At 63.7% G+C, this 23,771-nt stretch carries 25 protein-coding genes; 9 read left to right on the forward strand and 16 right to left on the reverse strand.

Annotation, left to right across the window (positions count from 1 at the left end; genetic code table 11):
- Positions 1-28: 28 nt before the first annotated feature.
- From R4P65_RS28815 to R4P65_RS28835, 5 genes are all read left to right on the forward strand, one after another.
- The gene (locus R4P65_RS28815) at positions 29-1,315 is read left to right on the forward strand and encodes a magnesium transporter MgtE N-terminal domain-containing protein (protein ID WP_230817403.1); all 1,287 of its coding nucleotides are present in this window, start codon (positions 29-31) and stop codon (positions 1,313-1,315) included.
- Complete coding sequence (locus tag R4P65_RS28820; RefSeq protein ID WP_230817402.1) at positions 1,312-1,854, forward strand: DUF1003 domain-containing protein; 543 nt, start codon at positions 1,312-1,314, stop codon at positions 1,852-1,854. Before R4P65_RS28815 ends, R4P65_RS28820 begins: the two co-directional genes overlap by 4 nt.
- 75 nt (positions 1,855-1,929) lie before the next feature.
- Positions 1,930-3,393 carry a lytic transglycosylase domain-containing protein gene (locus R4P65_RS28825; RefSeq protein WP_317829042.1) on the forward strand — a complete coding sequence of 488 codons (1,464 nt, stop codon included), beginning with the start codon at positions 1,930-1,932 and terminating at the stop codon, positions 3,391-3,393.
- Between the two features lie 145 nt (positions 3,394-3,538).
- Positions 3,539-4,399, forward strand: coding sequence for a lytic transglycosylase domain-containing protein (locus R4P65_RS28830; RefSeq protein ID WP_230817400.1), 861 nt, complete (start codon positions 3,539-3,541; stop codon positions 4,397-4,399).
- 24 nt (positions 4,400-4,423) lie between these two features.
- A complete protein-coding gene (locus R4P65_RS28835; protein ID WP_230817399.1) occupies positions 4,424-5,560 on the forward strand; it encodes an Mrp/NBP35 family ATP-binding protein in 1,137 nt (378 codons plus the stop codon).
- 63 nt (positions 5,561-5,623) lie between these two features.
- On the opposite strand, the gene tatB is transcribed toward R4P65_RS28835, so the two are convergent.
- The 4 genes from tatB to sigE form a co-directional block, all read right to left on the reverse strand.
- Complete coding sequence (tatB, locus tag R4P65_RS28840) at positions 5,624-6,016, reverse strand: Sec-independent protein translocase protein TatB (protein ID WP_003945177.1); 393 nt, start codon at positions 6,014-6,016, stop codon at positions 5,624-5,626.
- 74 nt (positions 6,017-6,090) lie between these two features.
- Positions 6,091-7,569 carry a S1C family serine protease gene (locus R4P65_RS28845; RefSeq protein ID WP_317829043.1) on the reverse strand — a complete coding sequence of 493 codons (1,479 nt, stop codon included), beginning with the start codon at positions 7,567-7,569 and terminating at the stop codon, positions 6,091-6,093.
- Positions 7,570-7,644: 75 nt separating this feature from the next.
- Positions 7,645-8,004 carry a hypothetical protein gene (locus R4P65_RS28850; RefSeq protein ID WP_003945180.1) on the reverse strand — a complete coding sequence of 120 codons (360 nt, stop codon included), beginning with the start codon at positions 8,002-8,004 and terminating at the stop codon, positions 7,645-7,647.
- 52 nt (positions 8,005-8,056) lie between these two features.
- Positions 8,057-8,653: an RNA polymerase sigma factor SigE gene (gene sigE, locus R4P65_RS28855; RefSeq protein WP_029255812.1), complete on the reverse strand. Its 597-nt coding sequence runs from the start codon at positions 8,651-8,653 to the stop codon at positions 8,057-8,059.
- Positions 8,654-8,983: 330 nt separating this feature from the next.
- Here sigE and R4P65_RS28860 point away from each other — a divergent pair, with 330 nt between their 5' ends.
- Positions 8,984-9,619 carry an O-methyltransferase gene (locus R4P65_RS28860; RefSeq protein ID WP_007736091.1) on the forward strand — a complete coding sequence of 212 codons (636 nt, stop codon included), beginning with the start codon at positions 8,984-8,986 and terminating at the stop codon, positions 9,617-9,619.
- Here the strand turns inward: R4P65_RS28860 and glgC are convergent.
- A complete protein-coding gene (gene glgC / locus R4P65_RS28865; protein ID WP_230817397.1) occupies positions 9,616-10,830 on the reverse strand; it encodes a glucose-1-phosphate adenylyltransferase in 1,215 nt (404 codons plus the stop codon). The two genes, R4P65_RS28860 and glgC, sit on opposite strands and share 4 nt — an antisense overlap.
- Positions 10,831-10,962: 132 nt before the next feature.
- On the opposite strand from glgC, the gene glgA reads away from it, so the two are divergent.
- Positions 10,963-12,135 carry a glycogen synthase gene (gene glgA, locus R4P65_RS28870; RefSeq protein ID WP_317829044.1) on the forward strand — a complete coding sequence of 391 codons (1,173 nt, stop codon included), beginning with the start codon at positions 10,963-10,965 and terminating at the stop codon, positions 12,133-12,135.
- A 6-nt stretch (positions 12,136-12,141) separates the two neighbouring features.
- Here glgA and R4P65_RS28875 read toward each other — a convergent pair whose 3' ends face one another.
- The 10 genes from R4P65_RS28875 to dapE form a co-directional block, all read right to left on the reverse strand.
- Positions 12,142-12,981: a putative RNA methyltransferase gene (locus R4P65_RS28875; RefSeq protein ID WP_317829045.1), complete on the reverse strand. Its 840-nt coding sequence runs from the start codon at positions 12,979-12,981 to the stop codon at positions 12,142-12,144.
- Positions 12,982-13,095: 114 nt separating this feature from the next.
- Positions 13,096-13,263: a DUF3117 domain-containing protein gene (locus tag R4P65_RS28880; RefSeq protein ID WP_003945169.1), complete on the reverse strand. Its 168-nt coding sequence runs from the start codon at positions 13,261-13,263 to the stop codon at positions 13,096-13,098.
- A gap of 151 nt (positions 13,264-13,414) precedes the next feature.
- Positions 13,415-13,984 carry a DNA-3-methyladenine glycosylase I gene (locus tag R4P65_RS28885; RefSeq protein ID WP_317829046.1) on the reverse strand — a complete coding sequence of 190 codons (570 nt, stop codon included), beginning with the start codon at positions 13,982-13,984 and terminating at the stop codon, positions 13,415-13,417.
- The gene (locus tag R4P65_RS28890) at positions 13,984-14,361 is read right to left on the reverse strand and encodes a DivIVA domain-containing protein (protein WP_317829047.1); all 378 of its coding nucleotides are present in this window, start codon (positions 14,359-14,361) and stop codon (positions 13,984-13,986) included. The genes R4P65_RS28885 and R4P65_RS28890 overlap by 1 nt, the downstream gene beginning before the upstream one ends.
- A 32-nt stretch (positions 14,362-14,393) precedes the next feature.
- Positions 14,394-15,335, reverse strand: a complete 942-nt coding sequence (locus tag R4P65_RS28895; RefSeq protein WP_317829048.1) for a glucosyl-3-phosphoglycerate synthase — start codon at positions 15,333-15,335, stop codon at positions 14,394-14,396.
- Positions 15,332-16,231: a dihydropteroate synthase gene (folP, locus tag R4P65_RS28900; RefSeq protein WP_230817391.1), complete on the reverse strand. Its 900-nt coding sequence runs from the start codon at positions 16,229-16,231 to the stop codon at positions 15,332-15,334. Before folP ends, R4P65_RS28895 begins: the two co-directional genes overlap by 4 nt.
- 30 nt (positions 16,232-16,261) lie before the next feature.
- Positions 16,262-18,034 (reverse strand): long-chain-acyl-CoA synthetase, encoded by a 1,773-nt coding sequence (locus R4P65_RS28905; RefSeq protein WP_230817390.1) that lies wholly within the window; start codon positions 18,032-18,034, stop codon positions 16,262-16,264.
- Positions 18,035-18,146: 112 nt separating this feature from the next.
- Positions 18,147-18,704 carry a TIGR00730 family Rossman fold protein gene (locus tag R4P65_RS28910; protein ID WP_003945191.1) on the reverse strand — a complete coding sequence of 186 codons (558 nt, stop codon included), beginning with the start codon at positions 18,702-18,704 and terminating at the stop codon, positions 18,147-18,149.
- A complete protein-coding gene (locus R4P65_RS28915) occupies positions 18,698-19,501 on the reverse strand; it encodes a TIGR00730 family Rossman fold protein (protein WP_230817389.1) in 804 nt (267 codons plus the stop codon). Before R4P65_RS28915 ends, R4P65_RS28910 begins: the two co-directional genes overlap by 7 nt.
- Positions 19,502-19,517: 16 nt before the next feature.
- A complete protein-coding gene (gene dapE, locus R4P65_RS28920) occupies positions 19,518-20,588 on the reverse strand; it encodes a succinyl-diaminopimelate desuccinylase (RefSeq protein ID WP_317829049.1) in 1,071 nt (356 codons plus the stop codon).
- 49 nt (positions 20,589-20,637) lie between these two features.
- Between dapE and dapD the strand changes: the two genes are divergently transcribed.
- Complete coding sequence (gene dapD / locus R4P65_RS28925; RefSeq protein WP_230817387.1) at positions 20,638-21,591, forward strand: 2,3,4,5-tetrahydropyridine-2,6-dicarboxylate N-succinyltransferase; 954 nt, start codon at positions 20,638-20,640, stop codon at positions 21,589-21,591.
- Positions 21,591-22,973 (forward strand): amino acid permease, encoded by a 1,383-nt coding sequence (locus R4P65_RS28930; protein WP_230817386.1) that lies wholly within the window; start codon positions 21,591-21,593, stop codon positions 22,971-22,973. The genes dapD and R4P65_RS28930 overlap by 1 nt, the downstream gene beginning before the upstream one ends.
- A 9-nt stretch (positions 22,974-22,982) precedes the next feature.
- On the opposite strand, the gene R4P65_RS28935 is transcribed toward R4P65_RS28930, so the two are convergent.
- Positions 22,983-23,741: an ABC transporter permease gene (locus R4P65_RS28935; protein ID WP_200314907.1), complete on the reverse strand. Its 759-nt coding sequence runs from the start codon at positions 23,739-23,741 to the stop codon at positions 22,983-22,985.
- Positions 23,742-23,771 lie beyond the last annotated feature (30 nt).

Genomic DNA, 23,771 nt, shown 5'->3' on the forward strand with positions numbered 1-23,771 from the left:
TGACGCTGGACGAATTAGCCTTGCAATCATGGCAGCAGCAGGCAAGGTATTTGCAGCCAGGCTTGCCGGCCTGGTTGTACTCGGCCCGGACGGCGAATCGATAGGTCGTGTGCGCGACGTCGTCATCACGGTCCGCATCGGACGCCAGCAACCGCGAGTTCTCGGCCTGGTGATCGAAATGTTCACGCGCAAACGCATTTTCGTCCCCATGTTGCGAGTAACGGCTATCGAGCCGAGTGCGGTCACCCTGACCACGGGCAACGTCAGTCTGCGGCGCTTCAACCAGCGTCCGGGCGAGGTTCTCGCTCTGGCGCAGGTACTCGATTCGCATGTGCGCGTGGACGACCCGGAACTCGAAGAGCTTCACGGCGCCGACACAATAGTCGTCGACCTCGGGATCGAATCGACGCGAACCCGCGACTGGGTCGTCTCGAAGGTCGCAGTTCGCGGCCATCGAGGACGCCTCGGTCGACGCGCGGCGATTCACGTCGTCGACTGGCAGCACGTCGCCGGCCTCACCCAGAGCGACCTCTCGCTCCCCGGCCAGGGCGTCGCTCACCTTCTTCTGCAGTACGAAGGGATGCGACCCGCCGACGTGGCCAACGCCATGCGCGAACTGCCGGAGAAGCGCCGCCACGAACTGGCCGTGGCACTCGACGACGAACGCCTCGCCGACGTCGTCCAGGAACTGCCTGCGGACGATCAGACCGATTTGCTGATGCACCTGGAAGTCGAACGTGCCGCCGATCTACTCGAGGCAATGGATCCCGACGACGCCGCCGACCTGCTGGGCGAGCTGCCCGAGACCGAAGCCGAATCATTACTGCAGTTGATGGACCCGCAGGATTCCGAGCCTGTTCGACGCCTGCTCGAACATTCCCCGGATACCGCCGGCGGTCTGATGACGCCTGAACCGGTGGTACTGACGGCCTCGACGACCGTCGCCGAGGCTCTTGCCCGCGCCCGCAACTACGACGTCACCCCGGCCCTGTCGAGCATGGTCTTCGTCGTGCGTCCGCCGACCGCGACTCCGACCGGACGTTATCTCGGCTGCGTCCACTTGCAGAAACTTCTGCGCGAGCCTCCCGCCAGCCTGGTGGGAGGACTGCTCGACACCGACATGCCCCGGTTGGCCCCCGACGACTCGCTGGCGTCGGTCACCCGATATTTCGCGACCTACAACTTGGTGTGCGGGCCGGTCGTGGACGACGAGAACCACCTGATCGGGGCCGTGACGGTCGACGACGTGCTCGATCACCTCCTGCCGGAAGACTGGCGTGAGGATTACTCCGACGACGAGGAACTACTCCGATGAGCGAACGGGCGTCGAGCACGACCGCACGGCAACGACTGGAAACGCCTCGCGGAAGCCGCCGGTTCAATCTCGATTTCGACGTCGAAGCTGTCGGACGCGTCAGCGAACGCATCGCCCGCTTCCTCGGAACCGGGCGATATCTCGCAATCCAGACGATCATCGTGATCGTCTGGATCCTGATCAACGTCTTCGCGGTGGCTCTGCAGTGGGACCCGTACCCGTTCATCCTGCTCAACCTGGCCTTCTCCACCCAGGCCGCCTACGCGGCGCCGCTGATCCTCCTGGCACAGAACCGTCAGGAGAATCGCGACCGGGTCTCGCTCGAGGAGGATCGCTCGCGCGCCGAGCAAACCAAGGCGGATACCGAATTCCTTGCCCGTGAACTCGCAGCTCTGCGCATCGCCGTCGGCGAGGTTGCCACCCGTGATTACCTGCGACGGGAACTCGAAGAGATCAAGTCGATCCTTGCTGCCGACGGCGAGCCTTCCCCGAAGAAGAAGCACCGTGACTCGAATACTGCGAAACAAAGTCACAACTAGCTGAGCGTTCGCTGAGTTTTGCTGCACGCACCGTGACCGATATGTAACGTAAGTCACAGCAATATGGATATCACGGTGGGTACTCCGGAGCGGGAGTGCCAGCAAAGGGGAATCGTGCGAGTACGCGGAATGATTGCAGCATCCACACTGGTGGGGGGACTGCTCGTCGTAACAGGTCCAGCGGCCCTCACTGCCGGAAGTGCACCGACCGGAGGGTCACAGGTTCCCATCGCGCTGGCGGGCGCCGCCTCGATTGCGCAGCCGGACTCTGTCGACTTCCTCCCGACGCCCCGCACGGTCCGAACGCAAAGATCTGCCCCGCCCAGCGATACGGTCGCCGGCGCCCCGACAGCGCCTAACGCCGCGGCTGTCGTCCTCACTTCTCTGGGTATCCCCGAGATCGTCCTGAACGCGTACCGCTCCGCGGAGCTGGTGATGATGACCGAGGCGCCGGGATGCGGCATCCCTTGGCATCTTCTGGCCGGCATCGGCCGCATCGAATCCGGTCACGCCAACGGCGGCAAGACGACATCGGTGGGAACAACGGTGACCCCGATCCTCGGCCCCGTCCTCGACGGACGGCTGGCAGGCAACGAAGTCATTCGAGACACCGACAAGGGCGCGATCGACAGCGACCCCACTCACGACCGCGCCGTCGGACCGATGCAGTTCATTCCGGCCACCTGGGCCGGATATGCCAGCGACGGTAACGGGGACGGAATCAAGGACCCCAACAACGTCTTCGATGCGGCACTGTCGGCAGCGAAGTACCTCTGCAGCGGCGGACTCAACCTGCGCGATGTCGCCCAGGAGACCAAAGCTGTTCTGCGATACAACAACTCGGCCGCGTACGCGGCAAACGTGATCATGTGGTCGACGGCCTACAAGAACGGCGTCATTCCTTCCGGTCAGCTGCCGTACACCTCGGGCATCAACACCGGCAGCTCGGCGATCAACGCCGCCGCCTCTGCAGATTCCGCCGCTTCGGCCGTACTCGCCGCTGCTGCGGCTACCGATCCGGCGGCCGGCGACAAGGAATCAGCGTCGACGTCGGCAACCCCGACCACCACTCCCCTCTTCCCGGGCCTGCCGGACATGCCTGCGCTCTCACCCGAGATCCAGGCACTGATCCCGCCGGGCGTAGTGCCGAACAGCCCGACTCCCGGACCCGACGCCGCCCGGAACGCAGCTCCCGGTCCGATCATCCCGCTCCCCGTCCTGACCTCACGGGGTCTCGTCTGGCCGATTCTGACGGCCGAGGGATGGCGCTGGCCCGACGATATGTGCGTGATCCTTCCGGACCCCGCAGCCCTCGATGCCTTGCAGGACGGCATCCTTCTGCCGTGCACTGTCCCAGGCATGGCTGTGGCCGCCACGGCACCCTCAACCGCCGATGCCGCGCCCGCGGAATCCTCGCCGCCCGCCGCCTCCTCGCCGGAGCCTGCACCGGCACCGGCTCCCGCACCGGAGCCCGCTCCGGCCCCTGCGCCGGCATTCGTGCCGTTCTTCCCGGGCCTGCCCGGCATGCCCGCTCTGTAACCAAAAAATCACGAAAGAACAGTGCATATGCCCCAAACTGCCCTTCTAGATCACGGTTGAATAACGGAAACGCAACAAATCAGGTAGCCTCGACTCCGTCAGTTGAACGGAAAACCTCCTCACGGAGGTTCAGGAGGCATACACAGTGGGTCGGCACAGCAAGAAGACAGATTCGCACATCCGTCGAAATTCGGTCATCGCGCTCACCGGACTCATCCCTATCGGACTCGTCACCGCAGCCAACACGGCCGGCGCCGCTCCCAAGGTCCCGTTCTTCAACACCAGCTCCGCCGAGACGGTCGACGCTGCGCAGGCCACGCAGGAACCGCAGGCGCAGATCCTGCCCGCTGTCGAAGCTATCGCCGAGCCCGCTCCCGCCGCAGCGCCGGAGCCCGCGCCGTTGGCTCCCGTGCAAGCGACTCCCCCGCTCCCCGCCTCCATGGCCGAGGGCGCACTCGGAATCCCGAGCGTTAGCGTCGCCGCGTACCAGAACGCCGAGCGGATCCTCGCCGTCGAAAAGCCCAACTGCAACATGCACTGGACGCTCCTCGCCGGTATCGGTCGCGTCGAATCCGGTCACGCCAACGACGGTAAGGACGCCGACGCGAACGGCAACCTCTACAAGCCCGTGATCGGTCTGCCGCTCAACGGCAGCCTGCCCGGTCAGGCCGTCATCATGGACACCGACGGCGGCGCCCTCGACGGCGACACCGTCTACGACCGTGCAGTCGGCCCGATGCAGTTCATCCCGTCCACCTGGAACCAGTACGCCGGCGACGGCAACGGTGACGGAATCGCCGACCCGCAGAACCTCTTCGACTCCGCACTGACCACCGGCAAGTACCTGTGCGACGGCGGACTGAACATGCAGGACGTCACCCAGGTCGCGTCCGCGATCCACCGCTACAACAACTCCGCGGCCTACGTCGCCAACGTTCTGGCCTGGTCGCTCGGGTACTCGACCGGCATCGTCCCCGCCGCATCGGACCTGCCGCGCATCCACTGACCTACCTGGACTTACCATGGAGTCATGTCTGTACTGACCGAGTCCGACGTTCGCTCAGCGCTCGCGCGAGTTCTGGACCCAGAGATCCGCAAACCCATCACCGAACTGGGGATGGTCAAGGGGATCACTCTCTCCAGTGACAACAGCGTCGACATCGGCATCTATCTCACGACCGCCGGTTGCCCGATGCGCACCGAGATCACCGAACGCGTCACCAAGGCCGTCGCCGATGTCGCCGGAGTCGGCGCGATCCGCGTCGAACTCGACGTCATGGACGATGCTCAACGAACCGAGCTCCGCAAGTCGCTTCGCGGCGATTCCGCCGAGCCGGTCATCCCCTTCGCCCAGCCGGGTTCACTCACCCGCGTCTACGCCGTTGCCTCCGGCAAGGGTGGCGTCGGAAAGTCCAGTGTGACAGTCAATCTCGCGGCGGCCATGGCCGCGCGCGGACTGTCCGTGGGTGTGCTCGACGCGGATATCTACGGCCACTCGATCCCACGCATGCTCGGCACCGACGCCAAGCCGACTCAGGTCGAGCGCATGATCATGCCGCCCGTCGCCCACGACGTGAAGATGATCTCCATCGCGCAGTTCACCCAGGGCAACACTCCCGTCGTCTGGCGCGGACCGATGCTGCACCGGGCGCTCCAGCAATTCCTCGCCGACGTGTTCTGGGGCGATCTGGACGTGCTGCTGCTCGATCTGCCGCCCGGCACCGGTGACATCGCCATCTCAGTGGCTCAGCTCATCCCGAGCGCAGAGATCCTGGTCGTCACCACACCGCAGCAGGCTGCCGCAGAGGTCGCCGAGCGCGCGGGCGCCATCGCCCTGCAGACCCGTCAACGTGTGGCGGGCGTTGTCGAGAACATGTCGTGGCTCGAACTTCCCGACGGCACTCGTATGGACATCTTCGGTGAAGGCGGCGGGCAGACGGTCTCCGATCGCCTCACGAAGGCCGTCGGCGCCAAGGTTCCGCTTCTCGGACAGATCCCGCTGGATCCGTCCGTCCGTGAGGCAGGCGACGCCGGGACACCGATCGTCCTCAGCGCCCCCGACTCACCCGCCGCCATCGCACTCAAGGACATCGCCGACAAGTTGGCCGTCCGTCAGCGCGGGCTGGCCGGAATGTCGCTCGGTATCAACACGGTTCGCAACCTCTAGAACCCCTCATACGAAAGGGCGCCTGTCACCGATCGGTGGCAGGCGCCCTTTCGTCTGTCGAATCTAGGTTGCGTCGAAGTCCACGGGAGGACGTTCGCCGGCAGTGAGTGGCTTGTCCTTCGACAGCGTCTTCGGTTCCTGCACGCCACTCTGCGGCTTCTTGTCGAAGTTGCCCGTGAAGATGGAGTCGTCACCGTCGAGGAGGTGCTGGGTGATCACAGCGCGCGGCGTCATTCCGCGCAGCTTGTTCAGATCTGCGAGTGGTTTACGCAGATCCTCGAAGTCGGTGCCCAGTTCTTCCTTGAGCTGATTGGAAGCGCCCGAAGCATATTCGCGCACCTGCCTCAGGGATTTCGTGACCCAGGAGACCGCACCAGGAAGCCGCTCAGGTCCCAAGATGACCAGAGCCGCTACGAGGAGGATCATGAACTCGCCCCAACCGATGTTGCCAAACACAGGGTCAGCCTACTGTGTGCTTGCTCGGTGCGCGCACGTCCGGATCAACCTCACAGGAAGATCGCAGAGCCCGATCAGTCCGACACCGGCGTGACCGAAATGTCGACCTGCCGTCCGTCGCGGATCAACTGAACGTTGACAGGCTGATCGACGGTCGTCGCGTTGACCGCAACCACCAGTTCGTCAGCGCTTGTCACCGGCCGGTCACCGACCTTGACGATGACGTCACCCTCGACGATCCCCGCACGTTGAGCGGGGCTGCCGTCGCGGACGTTGGCCACGGCAGCGCCGCTGGTCGCGTCGTTGACTGCGGTGCGGGCATTCACGCCGATGTCGGGGTGATGGACCTTGCCGTCGCGGATGATGGTCTGCGCCACCTCGGTGACCGTGTCGATCGGGATCGCGAAGCCGAGCCCGACCGAACCACCGGACTCACTGAGCATTGCCGTGTTGATACCGATGACGCGGGCTTCGTCGTCGACGAGCGCACCACCGGAGTTGCCGTGATTGATCGCCGCGTCGGTCTGGACGGCGTCGATGACGGCGTTGGTGTCGGTGCCTTCACCCGACAACCGCAGAGGCCGATTCAGCGCACTGACGATTCCGCGAGTGACGGTTTTGCTCAACCCAAGTGGTGAGCCGACGGCGACAACGTCGTCGCCCACCTGAACATCCTCGGATTTTCCGAGCTGAGCGACCGTCAGATTGTTGGCCGACACCTTGAGCACCGCGAGGTCTGTCTTGACGTCACGGCCGACGATCTGGGCGTCGGTCTTGGTTCCGTCGGAGAAGATCACCTGGATCTTCGCGTCCTGCGCGGGTGGAACGGCAGAGGAGATCACGTGGTTGTTGGTGACGATGTAGCCCTTGTCCGAGATGACCACGCCGGATCCGGTACTTCCCTGGTCGCCGACGGCAACCTGAATCGACACCACGGAAGGCAGCACCGCGTCGGCGACCTTCGCCACCTGCGACTCCGGTTGTTCACCGCCGCCGGATTGGACGAGGGTGACGCGTGAGCTGGTGAGTGAACTGCGATCGGCAGTGATGACCGTGGCTAACAAGCCGCCGACGAGCGCGATGACGAGTGCCATCCCTGCGAGTGCGGCCAGCGCCGAGGGAGCGACCTTGCGACCGAACAACACCTCACGCACATCGAGCTTCTGGGCGGGCTGCAACTGCACCGGCGCCTCGGACTCTGCGGGATTGCCCAGAGAGACCGCGGATTCCGGATCACGCCACGGATCGCTCGGCGGCTCTTCTTCGGACGCGTTGTTCGCCGACGCCTCCGGATCGCGGCCGATCGACTCGGTGGCGTCTGCGGGTCGACCGAATGCTTCGGCCAGAACCGGGTCCGGAGCGCTGACCACGACGTCGGAGGACGGGGTCGATCGCGCGGCCACCGGAGTGAACGAGCCTTCGACTCCACTCGGCCGACCGAACACCTGGCGCGAGGCCGGATCGATCTGGGGTCGGTACACCGGGCGGGGGTCGAGTACCGGCGCATCTGCCGGTCTGTCCACCGAACCGTTTGCCGAAGAATCCGAACTCACTCCGGAGTGCCCCCTTTTTCCGTCAGTCACATCGTCCAGTATCACTGATCCGCGCCAGGAAGCAGGCGCGCGGCGTCATTTGCGCCAGCGACGGGACAACCTCTTGCTGATGGTGGAGAAGCCCGCGGGCTGATTACCGACAGAACTGTCGGCGTTCTCCGAATTGGGTCCGGTAGTCGGACTGTTGCACGAGGGAATCTGGCTGAGAAGTCCCACCAGGGACAACGGCATCGTCATCTCGCCGCTTCGACGCAGCGCACCACGCGCCTGCTGCTGAGCATCGACGGCTGCAGCGCACTCGGCGCAAATCGAGATATGATGGGAGGCCCTCAGGTAGGCCTGCATTCGGAGCTCTCCGTCGACGTAGGCAGCGATTGCCTCGCTGGCCAGATGTTCGGTCGAACCGAACTGGCGATGTGCCCGCGCCTCCGTCATTCGTCCCTCCAGGTGATTGACCACGTCCCGCTCTGCAGCTCGAACCCGACCGTCAGAAACCGACGAGTTCGGATTCGGCCGCGCGCTGCGCTGCCAGATGATCACGAATCGCCTGTCGCCCACGATGGATACGGCTACGAACCGTTCCGAGCTTCACCCCCAGTGTGGCACCGATTTCCTCGTACGACAGACCTTCGATGTCACAGAGCACAACAGCGGCACGAAATTCAGGTGCAAGTGAGTCCAGTGCGGCCTGCAGACCTGCGTCGAGGCGCGCGTCGTGGTAGATCTGCTCGGGGTCGGGACCGGGTGAGGGAACGCGGTCGTAGTCCTCGGGCAGCGCTTCCATACGGATGCGGTTGCGTCGGCGAACCATGTCGAGGAACAGGTTTGTGGTGATGCGGTGCAACCAGCCCTCGAACGTTCCGGGCTGATAATCGGAGAGCGAGCGGAACACCCGGATGAAGGTGTCCTGAGTCAAGTCCTCGGCGTCCTGGGCATCGCCTGACAGTCGGTAGGCCAGGCGGTACACCCGGTCACCGTGCTGACGCACGAGTTCGTCCCAAGACGGCATGGAGGACTTCTCACCAGTTGCATCGAACACAGCTGTGCCGATCAATTCGGAATCCACAGCCGATTCCGTCGTCAAAACTTCCGACTCTCGAGGGCGAGGCTCGTCGTTGACCTGGTAAATAAGTTGATCCTCCTGCTCGGGATCGCGTAGTTCGATCACCGCGTTGTCCGAATCACGTGATGCGCGATAATCGGGAGAACCAGCCGATGCTGTGATTTGTTCCCGATCACCGAGCTGCGAAAGACCAACTTGGTAAAAATCGATACCGCCGTGCGATCTTCGATCCGGCGATGTATACACCTTTTCTCATCGCGGTGTGCACGCCATATGAGGAGCCTGAGGGATTCCTGAGAATCCTGGTGACTGCGCGCCTTGCAGCGACAATCCGAACCGCCCGATAACCTCATGAGCGTGACCCACGCCGAACAGATACTCCGCCACGTCGAGGACGTAGTTTCCGAGGACGAGATTTTGACCGCGGCGCGAGATCGAGCGCTGGATCTCGGAGCCCATCCGGTGACGCCCGCTGTCGGCGCGACGCTCGCCATGTTCGCGAGAATGCTCGACGCGAAGACAGCCGTCGAGGTGGGCACCGGAGCCGGCGTGAGCAGCCTGTGGCTTTTGCACGGCATGCGCGACGACGGCGTCCTGACCACGATCGACAGCGAACCCGAACACCAGCGGGCGGCCAAGCTGACCTTCCGCGAAAGTGGAATCGCTCCGGCACGCACTCGCCTGATCAACGGACGCGCTCTCGACGTCCTTCCCCGTCTCGCCGACGGCGGCTACGACCTGGTGTTCGTCGACTGCGCCGCGATCGACCATCCGCACTACGTCCGCGAAGGTGTCCGCCTGCTGCGCTCCGGCGGTGTCATCGTTCTGCACAACGCCCTCGCCGACGGCCGTGTTGCCGACAGCTCCGCTCGCGATGCGACGACTGTTGCGGTCCGGGAAGCAGCGAAGGCCGTGACCGAGGACGAGCGACTCATTCGAGTGCTCCTCCCCCTCGGCGACGGCCTCCTCTGCGCGAGCAAGCTCTAGATCCAGACGCCTTTCCCGATGGCGACGACGCCACCCTGACTGATGGCGAACCGTTCGCGGTCACGTTCGAGGTCGACGCCGATGATTTCGCCGTCACCGACCACGACGTTCTTGTCGAGAATCGCGCGCCGTACGACGGCGCCCTTGCCGATGCGCACGCCCGGCATCAGCACGCTGCCCTCGACGGTCGCGCCGTCCTCGATCATCACGTTGGAGCTGAGTACCGAATTGCGGACCGTTGCCGCGGACAGGATCGACCCCGCACCGACCACCGATTCCTGGGCGAGTCCGCCCTTCACGAACTTGGCAGGTGCGAGGTTCTCGGTGGCGCCGCGGATGGGCCAGCGACGGTTGTAGAGATTGAAGATGGGATGCACGGACACGAGGTCCATGTGAGCGTCGTAGAAGGCGTCGAGGGTACCGACGTCTCGCCAGTAACCGCGGTCTCGATCGGTGGCGCCGGGAACGACGTTGTCCTTGAAGTCGTAGACCGACGCCTCACCCGCGGCGACCAAGGCGGGAATGATGTCGCCGCCCATGTCGTGGTCGGAGTCGGAGTTCTCCGAATCCGCGCGGATGGCGTCCACGAGCACCTTGGTGGTGAATACATAGTTACCCATGGACGCGAACGTCGAGTTGGGGTCGTCCGGTGTCCCGGGAGGATGGGCTGGCTTCTCGAGGAACTGGGTGATGCGTCCGGACTCGTCACTGTCGATGCAGCCGAAAGCAAAAGCCTCGCTTCGCGGTACGCGAATACCCGCGACCGTCACCCCTGCCCCGGATTCGATGTGGTGCTGCACCATCTGTTCCGGATCCATCCGGTACACGTGGTCGGCACCGAAAACAACGATGTACTCGGGGTCCTCGTCGTAAACGAGATTGAGCGACTGCAGGATTGCGTCGGCGCTGCCGGTGTACCAGCGCGGCCCGAGCCGCTGCTGGGCCGGGACCGGAGTAATGTACTCACCCGCGAAACCGGACAACCGCCACGTCTGCGAAATGTGGCGGTCGAGTGAATGTGACTTGTATTGCGTCAACACACAAATACGCAGATATCCCGCGTTGACAAGGTTGCTCAACACGAAGTCGATAAGTCGATATGCACCTCCGAAGGGCACTGCGGGCTTCGCTCTGTCCGCGGTCAGCGGATACAAGCGTTTGCCCTCGCCCCCGGCGAGCACGATTCCAAGCACATGCGGCTGGCTTCTCACACCGCTAACCTATCCGCACTGGTGAACTCCCGCTAGCGAAGCAGCCCGAGAGGTCCGATCGTGTCCCTCTCCGAACGGGCGGGGAAAGCGCGATCGGTAGCCGGATCGACCACGGGCGGTTAGGTTTAGCGCGTGCGAGTCGCGATGATGACCAAGGAATACCCGCCGGAGATCTACGGCGGCGCAGGAGTACACGTAACCGAGCTCGTCGCTCAGATGAAGCGGTTGTGCGAGGTCGACGTGCACTGCATGGGCGCCCCGCGCGAAGGCGCGTTCGTCCACTCTCCCGACCCCGCACTCGCCGGATCCAACCCCGCCTTGACTACGCTCTCCGCTGAACTGCGGATGGCGGACGCAGCGGCAGGCGTCGACATCGTCCACTCCCACACCTGGTACACCGGACTGGCCGGGCATCTCGCCTCGGCACTCTACGACGTACCGCACATCCTCACTGCCCACTCACTCGAGCCCAGACGCCCGTGGAAGGCCGAGCAGCTAGGTGGTGGCTATCGGATCTCGTCGTGGTCCGAACGCAACGCCGTCGAGCATGCAGACGCGATCATCGCCGTCAGTTCCGGAATGCGACTCGACGTCCTCGACGCGTATCCCGCTGTCGATCCGAGCCGCGTGCACGTGGTGCGCAACGGAATCGATACCGCGGTATGGCATCCCGGCGGATCTGCGACGCGAGCGCCGTCCGCGCTCGCGTCGATCGGCGTCGATCCAGCCGAACCCATCGTGGCCTTTGTCGGACGCATCACCAGGCAGAAGGGAGTTGGTCACCTCGTCGCGGCGGCACACCACTTCGACCCGGAGATTCAACTCGTGCTGTGTGCCGGCGCTCCCGATACACCGGAGATCGCCGCCGAGACGGAGAAGGCGGTGGCCGAACTGGCCAAGCATCGAGGCAACGTCTTCTGGGTGCGCGAAATGCTCCCGACCGAGCAGATTAGGGAAATACTCTCGGCAGCAACGGTATTCGTCTGCCCTTCGGTGTACGAGCCCCTCGGGATCGTCAATCTCGAGGCGATGGCATGCGAGACCGCCGTGGTCGCTTCCGATGTCGGCGGTATCCCCGAGGTGGTCGCCGACGGCGTCACCGGGCGACTCGTGCATTACAACGCCTACGAGCCGAACGCATTCGAGGAGTCACTCGCGGCCACCGTCAATGCCGTTGTCGCCGACCGAGAAGGCGCCGAAGCGATGGGTCGTGCGGGCAGAATCCGTGCGATCGACGAGTTCTCCTGGGCCGAAATCGCCAAACAGACGATCGAGGTCTACGCGGATGCCGTCACGAGACGCTGATCCAGGTCAGATTTTGCGGTAGGTCGAGATCGTCGCCGACGCGGTGACGGTGCTCGGCTGCGGCAGCTTCGCCACGGCGGCAGCAAGATCGGCGGGCGTCAGGTGTCTCGCCGACGGTCCCATACCCACCAGGTCGAGGATGTCCTGGTGTGACAACGGCATCGTGAACTCGACCTCGTCGCTGCTCACGCGGTCGAAGTAGCCGGCCATCGACGACTCGAGGCGTTCTACTTTGCGATCGTCGACCCGGACCATCGCAAGGATGTCGATCAGCTCGCGCAGATGCCTGTCGGTGGGCGTCAACACCACCAGAACGCCGTCATCGGCAAGAACACGATGAGACTGCGGACCGTTGCGCGGAGCGAACACACAGAGCACGTGAGACAACGCTCCGTCGCGAATCGGTAGTGGTTGCCAGACGTCTGCGACGATCGAGCCGATTCTTTCGTGGACCTTAGCAGCTCGCCGTGCCGCGAACTTGGACACGTCCAAGGCTATCGCGCGAGAATCGGGCAGCGAATCCACCACGTGAGCAAGGTATTGGCCTGTGCCTGCACCGATTTCGACGATCCGCGCAGGATCCAACCCAGCCGTAGTCGAGCAGGCCAGGGAGACGGCATCCATCAGTGGGTCGAAATGGCCAGCGCCGAGCAGTCGTGCACGCGCCGCGATCATCTCGGCACTGTCGCCGGTGAACTTCGTGGCTCCGCCGCTGATCAGGCTCACGTAACCCTGGCGAGCCACATCGAATCGATGTCCGCGGTCGCACTCGGCGGCGCCGTCCACCAACTCCAACTCGGCAGCGCACTGCGGGCAGGACAGAAGATCGATCACGGCGGAAAGCATTGATCCGTCCTTTCTACCTGCGGTGCGCACACACTTCAGGCCCCGTACCGAAACGGATACGGAGCCTGCGTGCAATCACGTGCTGTTGTTCGTACTGCTACAACCTGGACCCGACTAGCTGGTGACGTTCGTGAGTTCCACACCGAGCGCTGCAGCTTCATCCGGGGTCAGCTCGACGACGAGGCGTCCGCCACCCTCGAGTGGAACCCGCATGACGATTCCTCGTCCCTCTTTGGTTGCTTCGAGGGGACCGTCCCCGGTCCGGGGCTTCATGGCCGCCATCCTCTGCTCCCTCCAGATCTGCGCTGCATTGCTCTGCGCCTCGACTAACGGTGCGCCCCGCCAACAATCAGCGAGGCTCGTACCCTCCATTGTTCCCTATGGATGCGGGAACCGGGAATCTGAGTCACATTTAGGGGTGTTCAGTCGACCGTCACACCTGCGTCGGAACCCAACAATCAGCCACGTGATCATCGACCATTCCGGTGGCCTGCATGAGCGCATAAGCCGTGGTAGGACCCACAAACTTGAACCCACGGCGCTTAAGTTCCTTAGCCATGGCAGTCGACTCGGGAGTGACCGCCGGAACCTCTGCAATTGATGTCAGTCGTCTGGTGCGTCGAGGCGGCGAGAACGACCAGAGTAACGAATCGAGGTCCAGATCGGGTGAATTCACGAGCACTCGGGCGTTGGAAATCGTCGCTTCGATCTTCGCGCGATTGCGGACGATCGCGGCATCGGAGAGCAATCTCTCGACATCCGCAACTCCGTACGCTGCGACCTTGTCCGGATCGAACCCGTCGAAGGCTTCGCGGAACGCCTCGCGTTTGCGCAGAATCGTGATCCAAGAAAGCCCCGATTGGAATGCTTCGAGGGCGAGCCGCTCGAACAGTTCGTCGCGGCCGTGCAGCGGACGCCCCCACTCCTCGTCGTGATAGTCGCGGTACAGCGAGTCACCGGGCGTCTCGACCACCCAGCCGCACCGAACCAGTCCGTCTGCCATCAGCCCTGGGAATCCTTAGCTTCGGATTCGGTCTCAGGCGCCTCCTGCGATGCTTCGGCCTTGGCCGGAGCATCCGCCTTCACCAGAACCTCGGACTTCTCGTCACGGCCCAGTTGTGCACGCAGAGAATCGATTTCCATTCCGAGGCGATGCAGAGCCCAATCCACTTCGCTCGCCTTGTAACCCCTCAGCACCTGCTGAAAGCGCAGAGCGTCGACATCCGCTCCGGTGACGTCCTCAGCCGGGAGCACGGTCGCCGTCGTGCCCGGAGGCAGCGGCGGCAGCTCTTCCGAGCGCCCGAACACAGCGCTGGCGGCGAGAAAGAGCATCGCGCCGACCAGTGCCATGACAATCAGGTACAGGAGGATCGTCATCATGGACCGATACTCCCATACCCGTAGGTAAGCGGTCAGACCCCCGCGGTGCGCACTATCGAATTCATCGGCGGTCGATCGACCAGCGATACCTCCGTGGTCTCGGGCACGAAAGAATCGCCGTCGACCAAGAATTGGGTCAACCCGGCACCCGAATCCTCGATCCCGCACCGCCGGAGCATCGTTCCGATGATCTGCCGGCTCATCACGCCGAGGTCGGCGAGCGGCCGGTTGCGATGCTTGCGCACACCGAGATTGACCTGACCGATCGCCGCCAGCCCCAACGTGTCGTACGTGTCGAGCAGAAGGCCGATCTCGACGCCGTAGCCGGGGGCGAACGGAACAGCCGAGAGCAACTCACGGGTGCCGGCGTATTCACCGCCGAGCGGTTGCAGTACCGACGTGAGTTCGGGCCGCAGCGCAGCCAACATGGGCCGCGCAACCAATTCCGTGACTCGTCCGCCGCCGTTGGCGTCCTCCGTGCCGCTCACGCGCAGCGGACGGCGGTAGTAGCCCTTCACCAGATGGATGCCGTCAACGGTGAGCAGCGGCCCCAGCAGTTTGGGCACGAACGCCGGATCGGGATTGATGAGATCGGAGTCGACGAATGCGATCAGATCGCCGGTGGTCGCTGCCACCGAACGCCACAGCACCTCACCCTTGCCCGCCGTCGGCGGGATGGACGGGACTGCGCTCTCACGACTGATCACCCTCGCTCCGGCAGCGCGAGCACGCTCGGCGGTTCGGTCGGTCGAACCGGAATCGAGAACGATCAACTCGTCGACCAAGCCACCGAGCAACGGATGAATGGTGTCGACCACCGCGGCAACGGTGTCCTCTTCGTTGAGTGCGGGCAACACCACCGAGACGGTTCGGCCACCCTTCGCCCGTTCGAGTTCGGCGACCGTCCAACTCGGATGGTCCCAACTGTTGGCTTCTGCCCATACGCGGGTCGGGCCCGCACCGGTGATGCTCATGCCAGACCTCGAACCGTACGTACCGGGGCGCGGCGTCCTTGGATCGCGGCCACCATGTCGACTACTCGGCGGGTGGACGCCACCTCGTGAACACGGAACACCCGGGCGCCGCCCGCCGCGGCCATTGCTGTCGCTGCCAATGTTCCCTCCAACCTCTCGGAAAGCTCCACACCAAGAGTCTCCCCGATGAAGTCCTTATTGCTCAGCGCCATCAGCACTGGCCACCCGGTGTTTACAAGAACGTCCACTTTTCGCAACAACTCGAGCCCGTGGAAGGTGTTCTTGCCGAAGTCGTGGGTGGGATCGATCAGAATCGCGTCACGCGGAACACCGAGAGCCAGGGCGCGTTCTGCCGCCGACACCACCTCGGAGACCACATCTGCGACGACGTCGTCGTAGCGCACACGGTGCGGGCGGGTGCGCGGAACCGCGCCGCCCGTGTGCGAGCAGACGATGCCGGCGCCCGTCTCGGCGGCGACCACAACGAGTTCGGGATCCGCACCGGCCCACGTGTCGTTGATCAGGTCGGCGCCTTCGTCGCGTGCCAGCCGTGCGACGCCACTGCGCCAGGTGTCGACGCTGATGATCAACTCGGGGTACTTGGCCCTGATCGCGGCGACGAACGGAACCACTCGCCTGACTTCCTCGTCGGCGTCGACGAGGTCACCCGGTCCGGCTTTCACTCCCCCGATGTCCACCAGATCGGCGCCTTCGTCGACGGCACGATCGACGGCAGCCATCGCCGCCGAGTCCGAGAACGTCGCACCCTGGTCGTAGAAGGAATCGGGAGTGCGGTTGACGATCGCCATCACCAATGCGCGGTCGACCGCGACCGGACGCCCACACAGGGTGGGCGCCGGACCTGGCTGCGCGGTAGAACCGGAGAGTGAAGACATGCCACTCATACTGGCATGACGGAACTCGGTCTAGCCCTTGGGTACCGAGCCCGCCGCGACCTTTCCGACGTATTCGTCGTACGAGTCCACATAACCACCCTCGCGGCCCTCGAGAAGGTACAGAGTGTCGGCGCCGACGTCGTAACCCTCGTTGCGCAATTCCACCTTGCGCGACTTGAAAGTGCTGGTGTGTTCTAGTGAGTCGACGATGCGGATGAACAGCGGGACCGCGTAGTTGGGGAGCTTGCCGTAGAGGTGAGCCGCGACTTCGCTGCCCTCAAAACTCTGGCCGTCCCGTAGCTTCACCGCCGCCATGCCCGCGCGCCCGTCGGTGCCCGGAATCTCGACGCCGTAGACAACTGCTTCCTCGACGGCCGGGTGCGAACTCAGCGCGCCCTCGACCTCCGTGGTGGCGACGTTCTCACCCTTCCAGCGGAAGGTGTCACCGAGGCGGTCGACGAAGGCGACGTGGCCCCATCCCTGCTTGCGCACCAGGTCTCCGGTGTCGAACCAGGTGTCGTCGTCCTTGAATCCCCCGCGCACCAGTTTGCTGTTGCTCGCAGCTTCGTCTGTGTAACCGTCGAAAGGCGCCCGGTCCGTGATCTTGGACAGCAGGAGCCCGACCTGACCCGTGGAAACCTTGCGGAGTCGACCGTCGGCGGCGCGCAACGCTTTTCCGGTGTTCTCGTCGAACTCCACGACGGCGTGCGGCAACGGACAGATGCCTGCCGTCTTGTCCACGTTGAGTGCGTTGACGAACGCGATGTTGCATTCGCTGGCACCGTAGAACTCGGCGACGCGGGGAATGCCGAACCGCTGGGTGAATTCGGCCCAGATCTCCGGGCGCAGACCGTTACCCACCATGAGCCGAACAGCGTTGTCGCTGTCGGTCGGCTTGACCGGCTGATTGAGCAGATAGCGGCACAGTTCGCCGATGTACGTGAAGGCGGTCGCCTTGTTGACTGCGATATCGTCCCAGAACCGTGAGGCCGAGAACTGGCGTCCGATCGCGATGGTGGCACCGGACGCGAGCACCGAGGACAACGAGACCGTCAACGCGTTGTTGTGATATAGCGGCAAGCAGCAGTACAGAGTGTCCGAGCCGCGCAAGCGCACGCCCATCAACCCGAGTCCTGACATCGACTTCAACCAACGGAAGTGAGTCATCAAGCTCGCCTTGGGCATTCCGGTGGTGCCCGAGGTGAAGATGTAAAACGCCTTCTCTTTCGCCAGCACCTCGGCGGTAACCGCCGGGTTGGACGGATCAGCCGTCTTCGCCAGATCTTCGAGTTCGCTGACAAGAAGTTGAGCGGGCCCGGCAAATCCGGCAGGCAACGATTCGAGGGCTTCTTCGCACTCGTCGGCGACTACCAGGACGCGAGCGTCGAGCAGCGTAAGGCTGTGTGCCAGAACGTCGTCGCGCTGGTTGTAGTTCAGCATGCCCGCTGCCGCACCGAGTTTGACGGCAGCGAGTGCGATCAACAGGGCTTCGGGAGTGTTCTTGGCCAGCACTCCGACGACGTCTCCGCGGTCGACTCCTCGTCCGCGGAGGACGTCGGCGTAGCGGTTCACCAGTTCGTTGGCCTCGGCATAACTGGTCGCGTGCCCCTCGAACCGGATGAAGGGGCGCGACGGGTGCGCGTGCGCGGCCTTCTGGAAGATCAACCCGATCGATTCCTTGGCCGAAGGCTTGCGAGTGAGCCCGGCGGCCCCCCGCGCCAGGATCGGTACCTCGGTGATCATCGACGGCAGTTTTGCCGCCAGATCCAGCAGGCTTACGGTCGAACGGGCTTCCGAACTCATGGCTCCCCTAACACGTATCCGGCGCCCATTCGGCCGCTCAGTCTGCGGCCACCTTACTGCACGGTAATAAAGCTCGCCATGCCCCAGGTCAGGGTTTCACGCACGCGTCTGATCAGGATTTGACGCACGCGTCGAGCGCCGCCTCGACGTCCGTCCGCACCAACAGTGTGTCCAGCGCCTGACGCCCGACGAAGCCGGTCCCGTCGAGCTTGTTCAACCACTCGAGCAGGCCGGTGAAGTGCCCGACGGGATCGAGCATCACCACTGGTTTCTCGTGCATTCCGAGGTAGCCGGCGGTCCATGTCTCGAACAGCTCTTCCAGCGTCCCGATTCCGCCCGGCAGCGTGATGAACGCGTCGGCGTGATCTTCCATCAGCTTCTTGCGTTCGCGCATGGTGTCCGTGACGATCAGCTCGTCGGCATCGACGTCGGCAACTTCCTTGTGCACCAGGGCCTTCGGAATGACGCCGACGGTCCAAGCGCCCGCCGCGCGAGCGGACTCGGCGACAGCGCCCATCATCGAGACGTTGCCACCGCCCGAGACCAACTGCCATCCGCGGCGACCGATCGCGGTTCCCACCTCTGCCGCCAACGCCAGGAAAGACTCGTCCACCGGCCCCGACGCGCAGTAGACGCAGATCGAGTACTTCTTGTCGGAATCGGTCACCATTCTTCTTCTTTCCCCAGATCTGCGGCCTCGTCGACGCCCTTGTCTGCGTTGAGGACGATTCGTACTGCTTCTTCCACGCTGTCGGTGACGTGCAGCAGGTTCACGTCGCCTTCGGAAATCTTGCCGTCACGCTCGAGGGTGCCGCGAATCCAGTCGACGAGTCCGGACCAGTACTCGGTACCGAACAGGACGATCGGGAAGCGCGTGACTTTGTGGGTCTGCACCAGGGTGAGTGCTTCGAACAGCTCGTCGAGTGTTCCGAAGCCGCCTGGCAGGCAGATGAATGCCTGGGAATACTTCACGAACATCGTCTTGCGTGCGAAGAAGTACCGGAAGTTGATTCCGAGATCCACCCACTCGTTGAGCCCCTGTTCGAACGGCAACTCGATGCCGAGACCGATCGAATATCCGCCTGCTTCGCTGCAACCACGGTTGGCAGCTTCCATGACTCCCGGCCCACCACCGGTGATGACGGCGTACCCGGCTTCGGCCAAGGCCGTTCCCAGTTCACGGCCGGATTGGTACTCGGGATGATCGACCGTGGTGCGGGCCGAACCGAACACCGTGACCGCACGCGGGACCTCGGCGAGCGCTCCGAAACCTTCGACGAATTCGCTCTGGATACGCAACACACGCCACGGATCGGTGTGTACCCAATCCGTGGGTCCGCGCTTGTCGAGCAAACGCTGATCCGTCGTGGTCTTCTCGTCCTTGCGCTTGCGTCGAAGCTGAACGGGGCCGCGGTGCTTGATCGACGAGCTCTGCTTCTTCGAAGCCGAATTCTTCTCTGGTGCCATGCGGCAAGGCTAACGGTCAGGCCGACAGATACTTCCTCAGCACGGCCGCGACGTCGGTGATCTGCTGCACCGGAACGTGCTCGTCGCGCTTGTGCGCGAGGTTCGGATCACCCGGTCCGTAGTTCACGGCAGGAATGCCGAGCGCCGAGAACCTGGACACGTCGGTCCACCCGTACTTCGCACGGAACTGACCACCGGCCGCCTCGATCAGGGCGGCAGCGGACGGGTTCGCCAAGCCAGGCAACGCGCCGGGTGAGGAGTCCGTGACCTCGAATCCGAGGCCCAGACCGTCGAACACTTCGCGCACGTGTGCCTCAGCTTGCGCCTCGTTGCGATCGGGCGCGAATCGGAAGTTGACGTCCATCTCGGCTTCGTCCGGGACGACGTTTCCGGCGACACCGCCGGAAATCCGCACCGCCGACAAACCTTCGCGGTAGCCGCAACCGTCGATGTCGACCGAGCGCGGCTGGTAATTCGACAACCGCTCCAACGCTCCGCCGAACTTGTGAATGGCGTTGTCCCCCAGCCAGGACCTGGCCGAATGTGCGCGAATTCCCGAAGCCGTCAACCGAACCCGCATCGTTCCCTGGCACCCGGCCTCGATGAAACCGGCCGTCGGCTCACCGAGAATCGCGACGTCGGCCGTGAGCCACTCCGGGATCTCGCGTTCGATTCTTCCGAGTCCGTTGTACTTCGCGGCGATCTCTTCGCAGTCATAGAAGACGAGAGTCAGATCGTGGGCCAAGTTCTCGATGGTCGCGGCCAGGTGAAGAAACACCGCGTCGCCCGACTTCATATCGACGGTCCCACATCCGTGCAAGATGTCGCCTTCGCGTCGCGAAGGAACGTTGTCGGCGATCGGCACCGTGTCCAGATGTCCGGCGAGCATGACGCGGCTGGGCAAACCGAACGACGTACGCGCCAACACGGCGTTGCCGTTGCGGATGATCTCGAAGACCGAAGTCTGCTCACGCAGCGCATCCTCGACGGCCTGCGCAATGACGGATTCGTCGTGCGAGACGCTGGGGATGTCGACCAGGGCGGCCGTCAAGTCGATGGGGTCCGAAGCAAGATCGAGGATGCTCACACGCACCAGCCTAGGCCGGTGCACCCACCACCCAGTAATCTCTAGTCCCGTGAGCGCACAGGGAGCAACAGCAGTAGGTATCGCCAACGTGACCGCGGACGGAGCCGTCCTCGACACCTGGTTCCCGGCACCGGAGCTGGGAACATTCGACAAGACCGGTACCGAGAACGTCGAGGGAACAGACATTCCTTCCGATCTTGCACTGCTGGCAGGCACTGACGACGCTCGCGAGGTCTCGCAGGTCGTCGTTCGCACCACCATCGCCGATCTCTCCAAGGCACCGGTCGACGCCCATGACGTCTACCTGCGCCTCCACCTCCTCTCGCACCGTCTCGTCGCGCCCCACGGCGTCAACCTCGACGGCCAGTTCGGCCTGCTCAGCAACGTCGTGTGGACCAACTTCGGCCCGTGCGCCGTCGAGGGCTTCGAGCAGGTTCGCTCGCGTCTGCGAATCCGCGGAGTCGTCACCGTGTTCAGCGTCGACAAGTTCCCCCGCATGGTCGACTACGTCGTGCCGTCCGGAGTTCGCATCGGTGACGCCGACCGTGTCCGACTCGGCGCACACCTCGCCAGCGGAACGACCGTCATGCACGAGGGCTTCGTCAACTTCAACGCCGGCACCCTCGGCAACTCGATGGTCGAAGGCCGAATCTCCGCGGGCGTCGTCGTCGACGACGGATCCGATGTGGGCGGCGGCGCCTCGATCATGGGCACCCTCTCCGGCGGCGGCAAGGAAACCATCTCCCTCGGCAAGCGCTGCCTCCTCGGCGCCAACGCCGGCCTCGGCATTTCACTCGGCGACGACTGCGTCCTCGAAGCCGGCCTCTACGTCACCGCGGGCACGAAGGTCACCGGCCCGGACGGCACCGTCGTCAAGGCCAAGGAACTCAGCGGCAAGTCCAACCTTCTCTTCCGTCGTAACTCGGTCTCGGGTGCCGTCGAGGTCGTGCCGTGGAAGGGCACCGGCGTCGAACTGAACGCTGCTTTGCACGCCAACGACTGATGAGTAGCACCGACGTCTCCGACGGAACAACCACTGCTCTCGGCCACGGCCTCAAGGTCCGCCATCTGACGATGATGGGCCTGGGCTCGGCCATCGGCGCCGGCCTGTTCCTCGGAACCGGCGTCGGTATCGCCAAGGCCGGCCCGGCTGTCCTGATCTCCTACATCCTTGCGGGCGCCGTCGTGGTGTTCGTGATGCGCATGCTCGGTGAAATGGGCGCGGCGATTCCGGCCAGCGGTTCCTTCTCGCACTACGCGCGCTTGGGGATCGGCGAGTGGGCCGGCTTCGTGATGGGCTGGCTCTACTGGTTCATGCTCATCATGGTGCTGGGCGCCGAGATCACTGGAGCGTCGGCGATCGTGAACGACTGGGTGCCGTCGATCCCGCAATGGGTTGTCGCCCTCGTCTTCGTGGTGTTCTTCGCCGTCGTGAACCTGGCCAAGGTCAGCAACTTCGGCGAGTTCGAGTTCTGGTTCGCCGCAATCAAAGTCACCGTCATCATCGGCTTCCTGATCATCGGTGTCCTGCTGGTGTTCGGCCTCCTGCCTGATACCGACCCGGTCGGTACGAGCAATCTGTTCGGGCAGGGCGGCTTCATGCCCAACGGGTTGTCCGGCATTGCCGCAGGACTTCTCGTCGTGGCGTTCGCTTTCGGCGGGATCGAGATCGTCACCATCGCCGCAGCCGAATCCGAGAATCCGGAACGCTCCATCGCCGTCGCTGTCCGAAGCGTCGTGTGGCGCATCAGCGTCTTCTACATCGGCGCCATCTCGATCATGGTTCTGCTGCTGCCCTGGAACGACCCCGAACTCGAGAGCGGCCCGTTTGTGGCCGTCTTGAACAAGGCGAACATTCCGGGTGTTGCCGGGTTCATGGAACTCGTCGTAGTTGTGGCTTTGCTCTCCGCGTTCAACGCCAACATCTACGGCACCTCTCGTATGGCGTTCTCACTGTCGCGCCGCGGCGACGGGCCCGCTTTCATGGCGAAACTGTCGAGCACCGGAGTTCCGACGAATGCCGTTCTGCTGTCGGTGTTCTTCGGCTTCGTCAGCGTCCTGCTTAACTGGCTGCTCCCCGACGACCTGCTCGGCATCCTGCTCAACGCAGTCGGCGCCGCGCTGCTGGTCATCTGGATCTTCATCGTCGTCTCGCATCTGCGACTGCGTAAACAACTCGAAGCGTCGGGCAAGCTGACAGTTCGTATGTGGCTGTTCCCGTATCTGAGCTACGCGACACTCGCGATGCTCGGCGTGTTCGTCGTCCTCATGCTCTTCGACGCCGATGCACGTGCGCAGTTGATCTCGACCACCGTGTTGTTCCTCGTGATCGCGGCATTGGGTTTCCTGAACGCTCGCTGGCGTAAGCAGAATCAGCCCGCCTGATCTTCGCGCCTATGCATCTCGTCGGTTCACGACGAGGATGCTGAGACCGAAGACGACGAGCACGAAGAGGGCGAAGTAGATCAGGCTGCCCCAGGGTCCCCAGTGGAAGTCGACGCTACCGCCGGAACCGAGAAAGTTATTGGCGTTCATGAACGGCAGGAACGGCATGATCTTCTCGCCGATGCTGCCGAACAGGTTGAACAGATTCTCGATGAGCAAGGGCCACAACAGCAGTAGCGCGATCGCACCGGCAGACTGCCGCAGCAACGCTCCCACTCCTACAGCAAGAACTACGCAGAAGAACGCGTAGATCGGCGTTCCGTAGACGATCCGCCAGTTCTCGTCGCCGGACAGAGTGAGGAATCTTCCCGCGTCACCTGATGTCGCCTTCGTGAGAGCGAAGGCGCCGAACGACAGTACGAGAGTCAGTACAGCTCCGAACCCGCCGATGAGACCTGCTTTGGCGATCAGAACCGAGGCACGGTTCGGAACTGCCTGGAATGTCGTTCGGATTGTCCCGAAGCGATACTCGCTGGTGATCGCGAGGGCAGCCATGATCATCAGAACCAACACACCGAAGCCGGTGACTCCACTGAGCGCCCCCGACACGGTCGGCATCATTACACCGTCCGGTCTGTTGAGCGACGACTTGGCGCTCAGTCCGAAGACGGTGGCGAGCCCCAACCCGAGCACGATGATGATGACCGTGCACCACAGCGGGGACTTGGTCGTGGTGATCTTGATACGTTCAGCACTGAGAACAGCCATTACAGTGCACCTCCCATAGCCTGCTGTGTG

The organism is Rhodococcus sp. IEGM 1318, assembly GCF_033142465.1.
In the GTDB taxonomy this organism is placed as follows: domain Bacteria; phylum Actinomycetota; class Actinomycetes; order Mycobacteriales; family Mycobacteriaceae; genus Rhodococcus_F; species Rhodococcus_F qingshengii_B.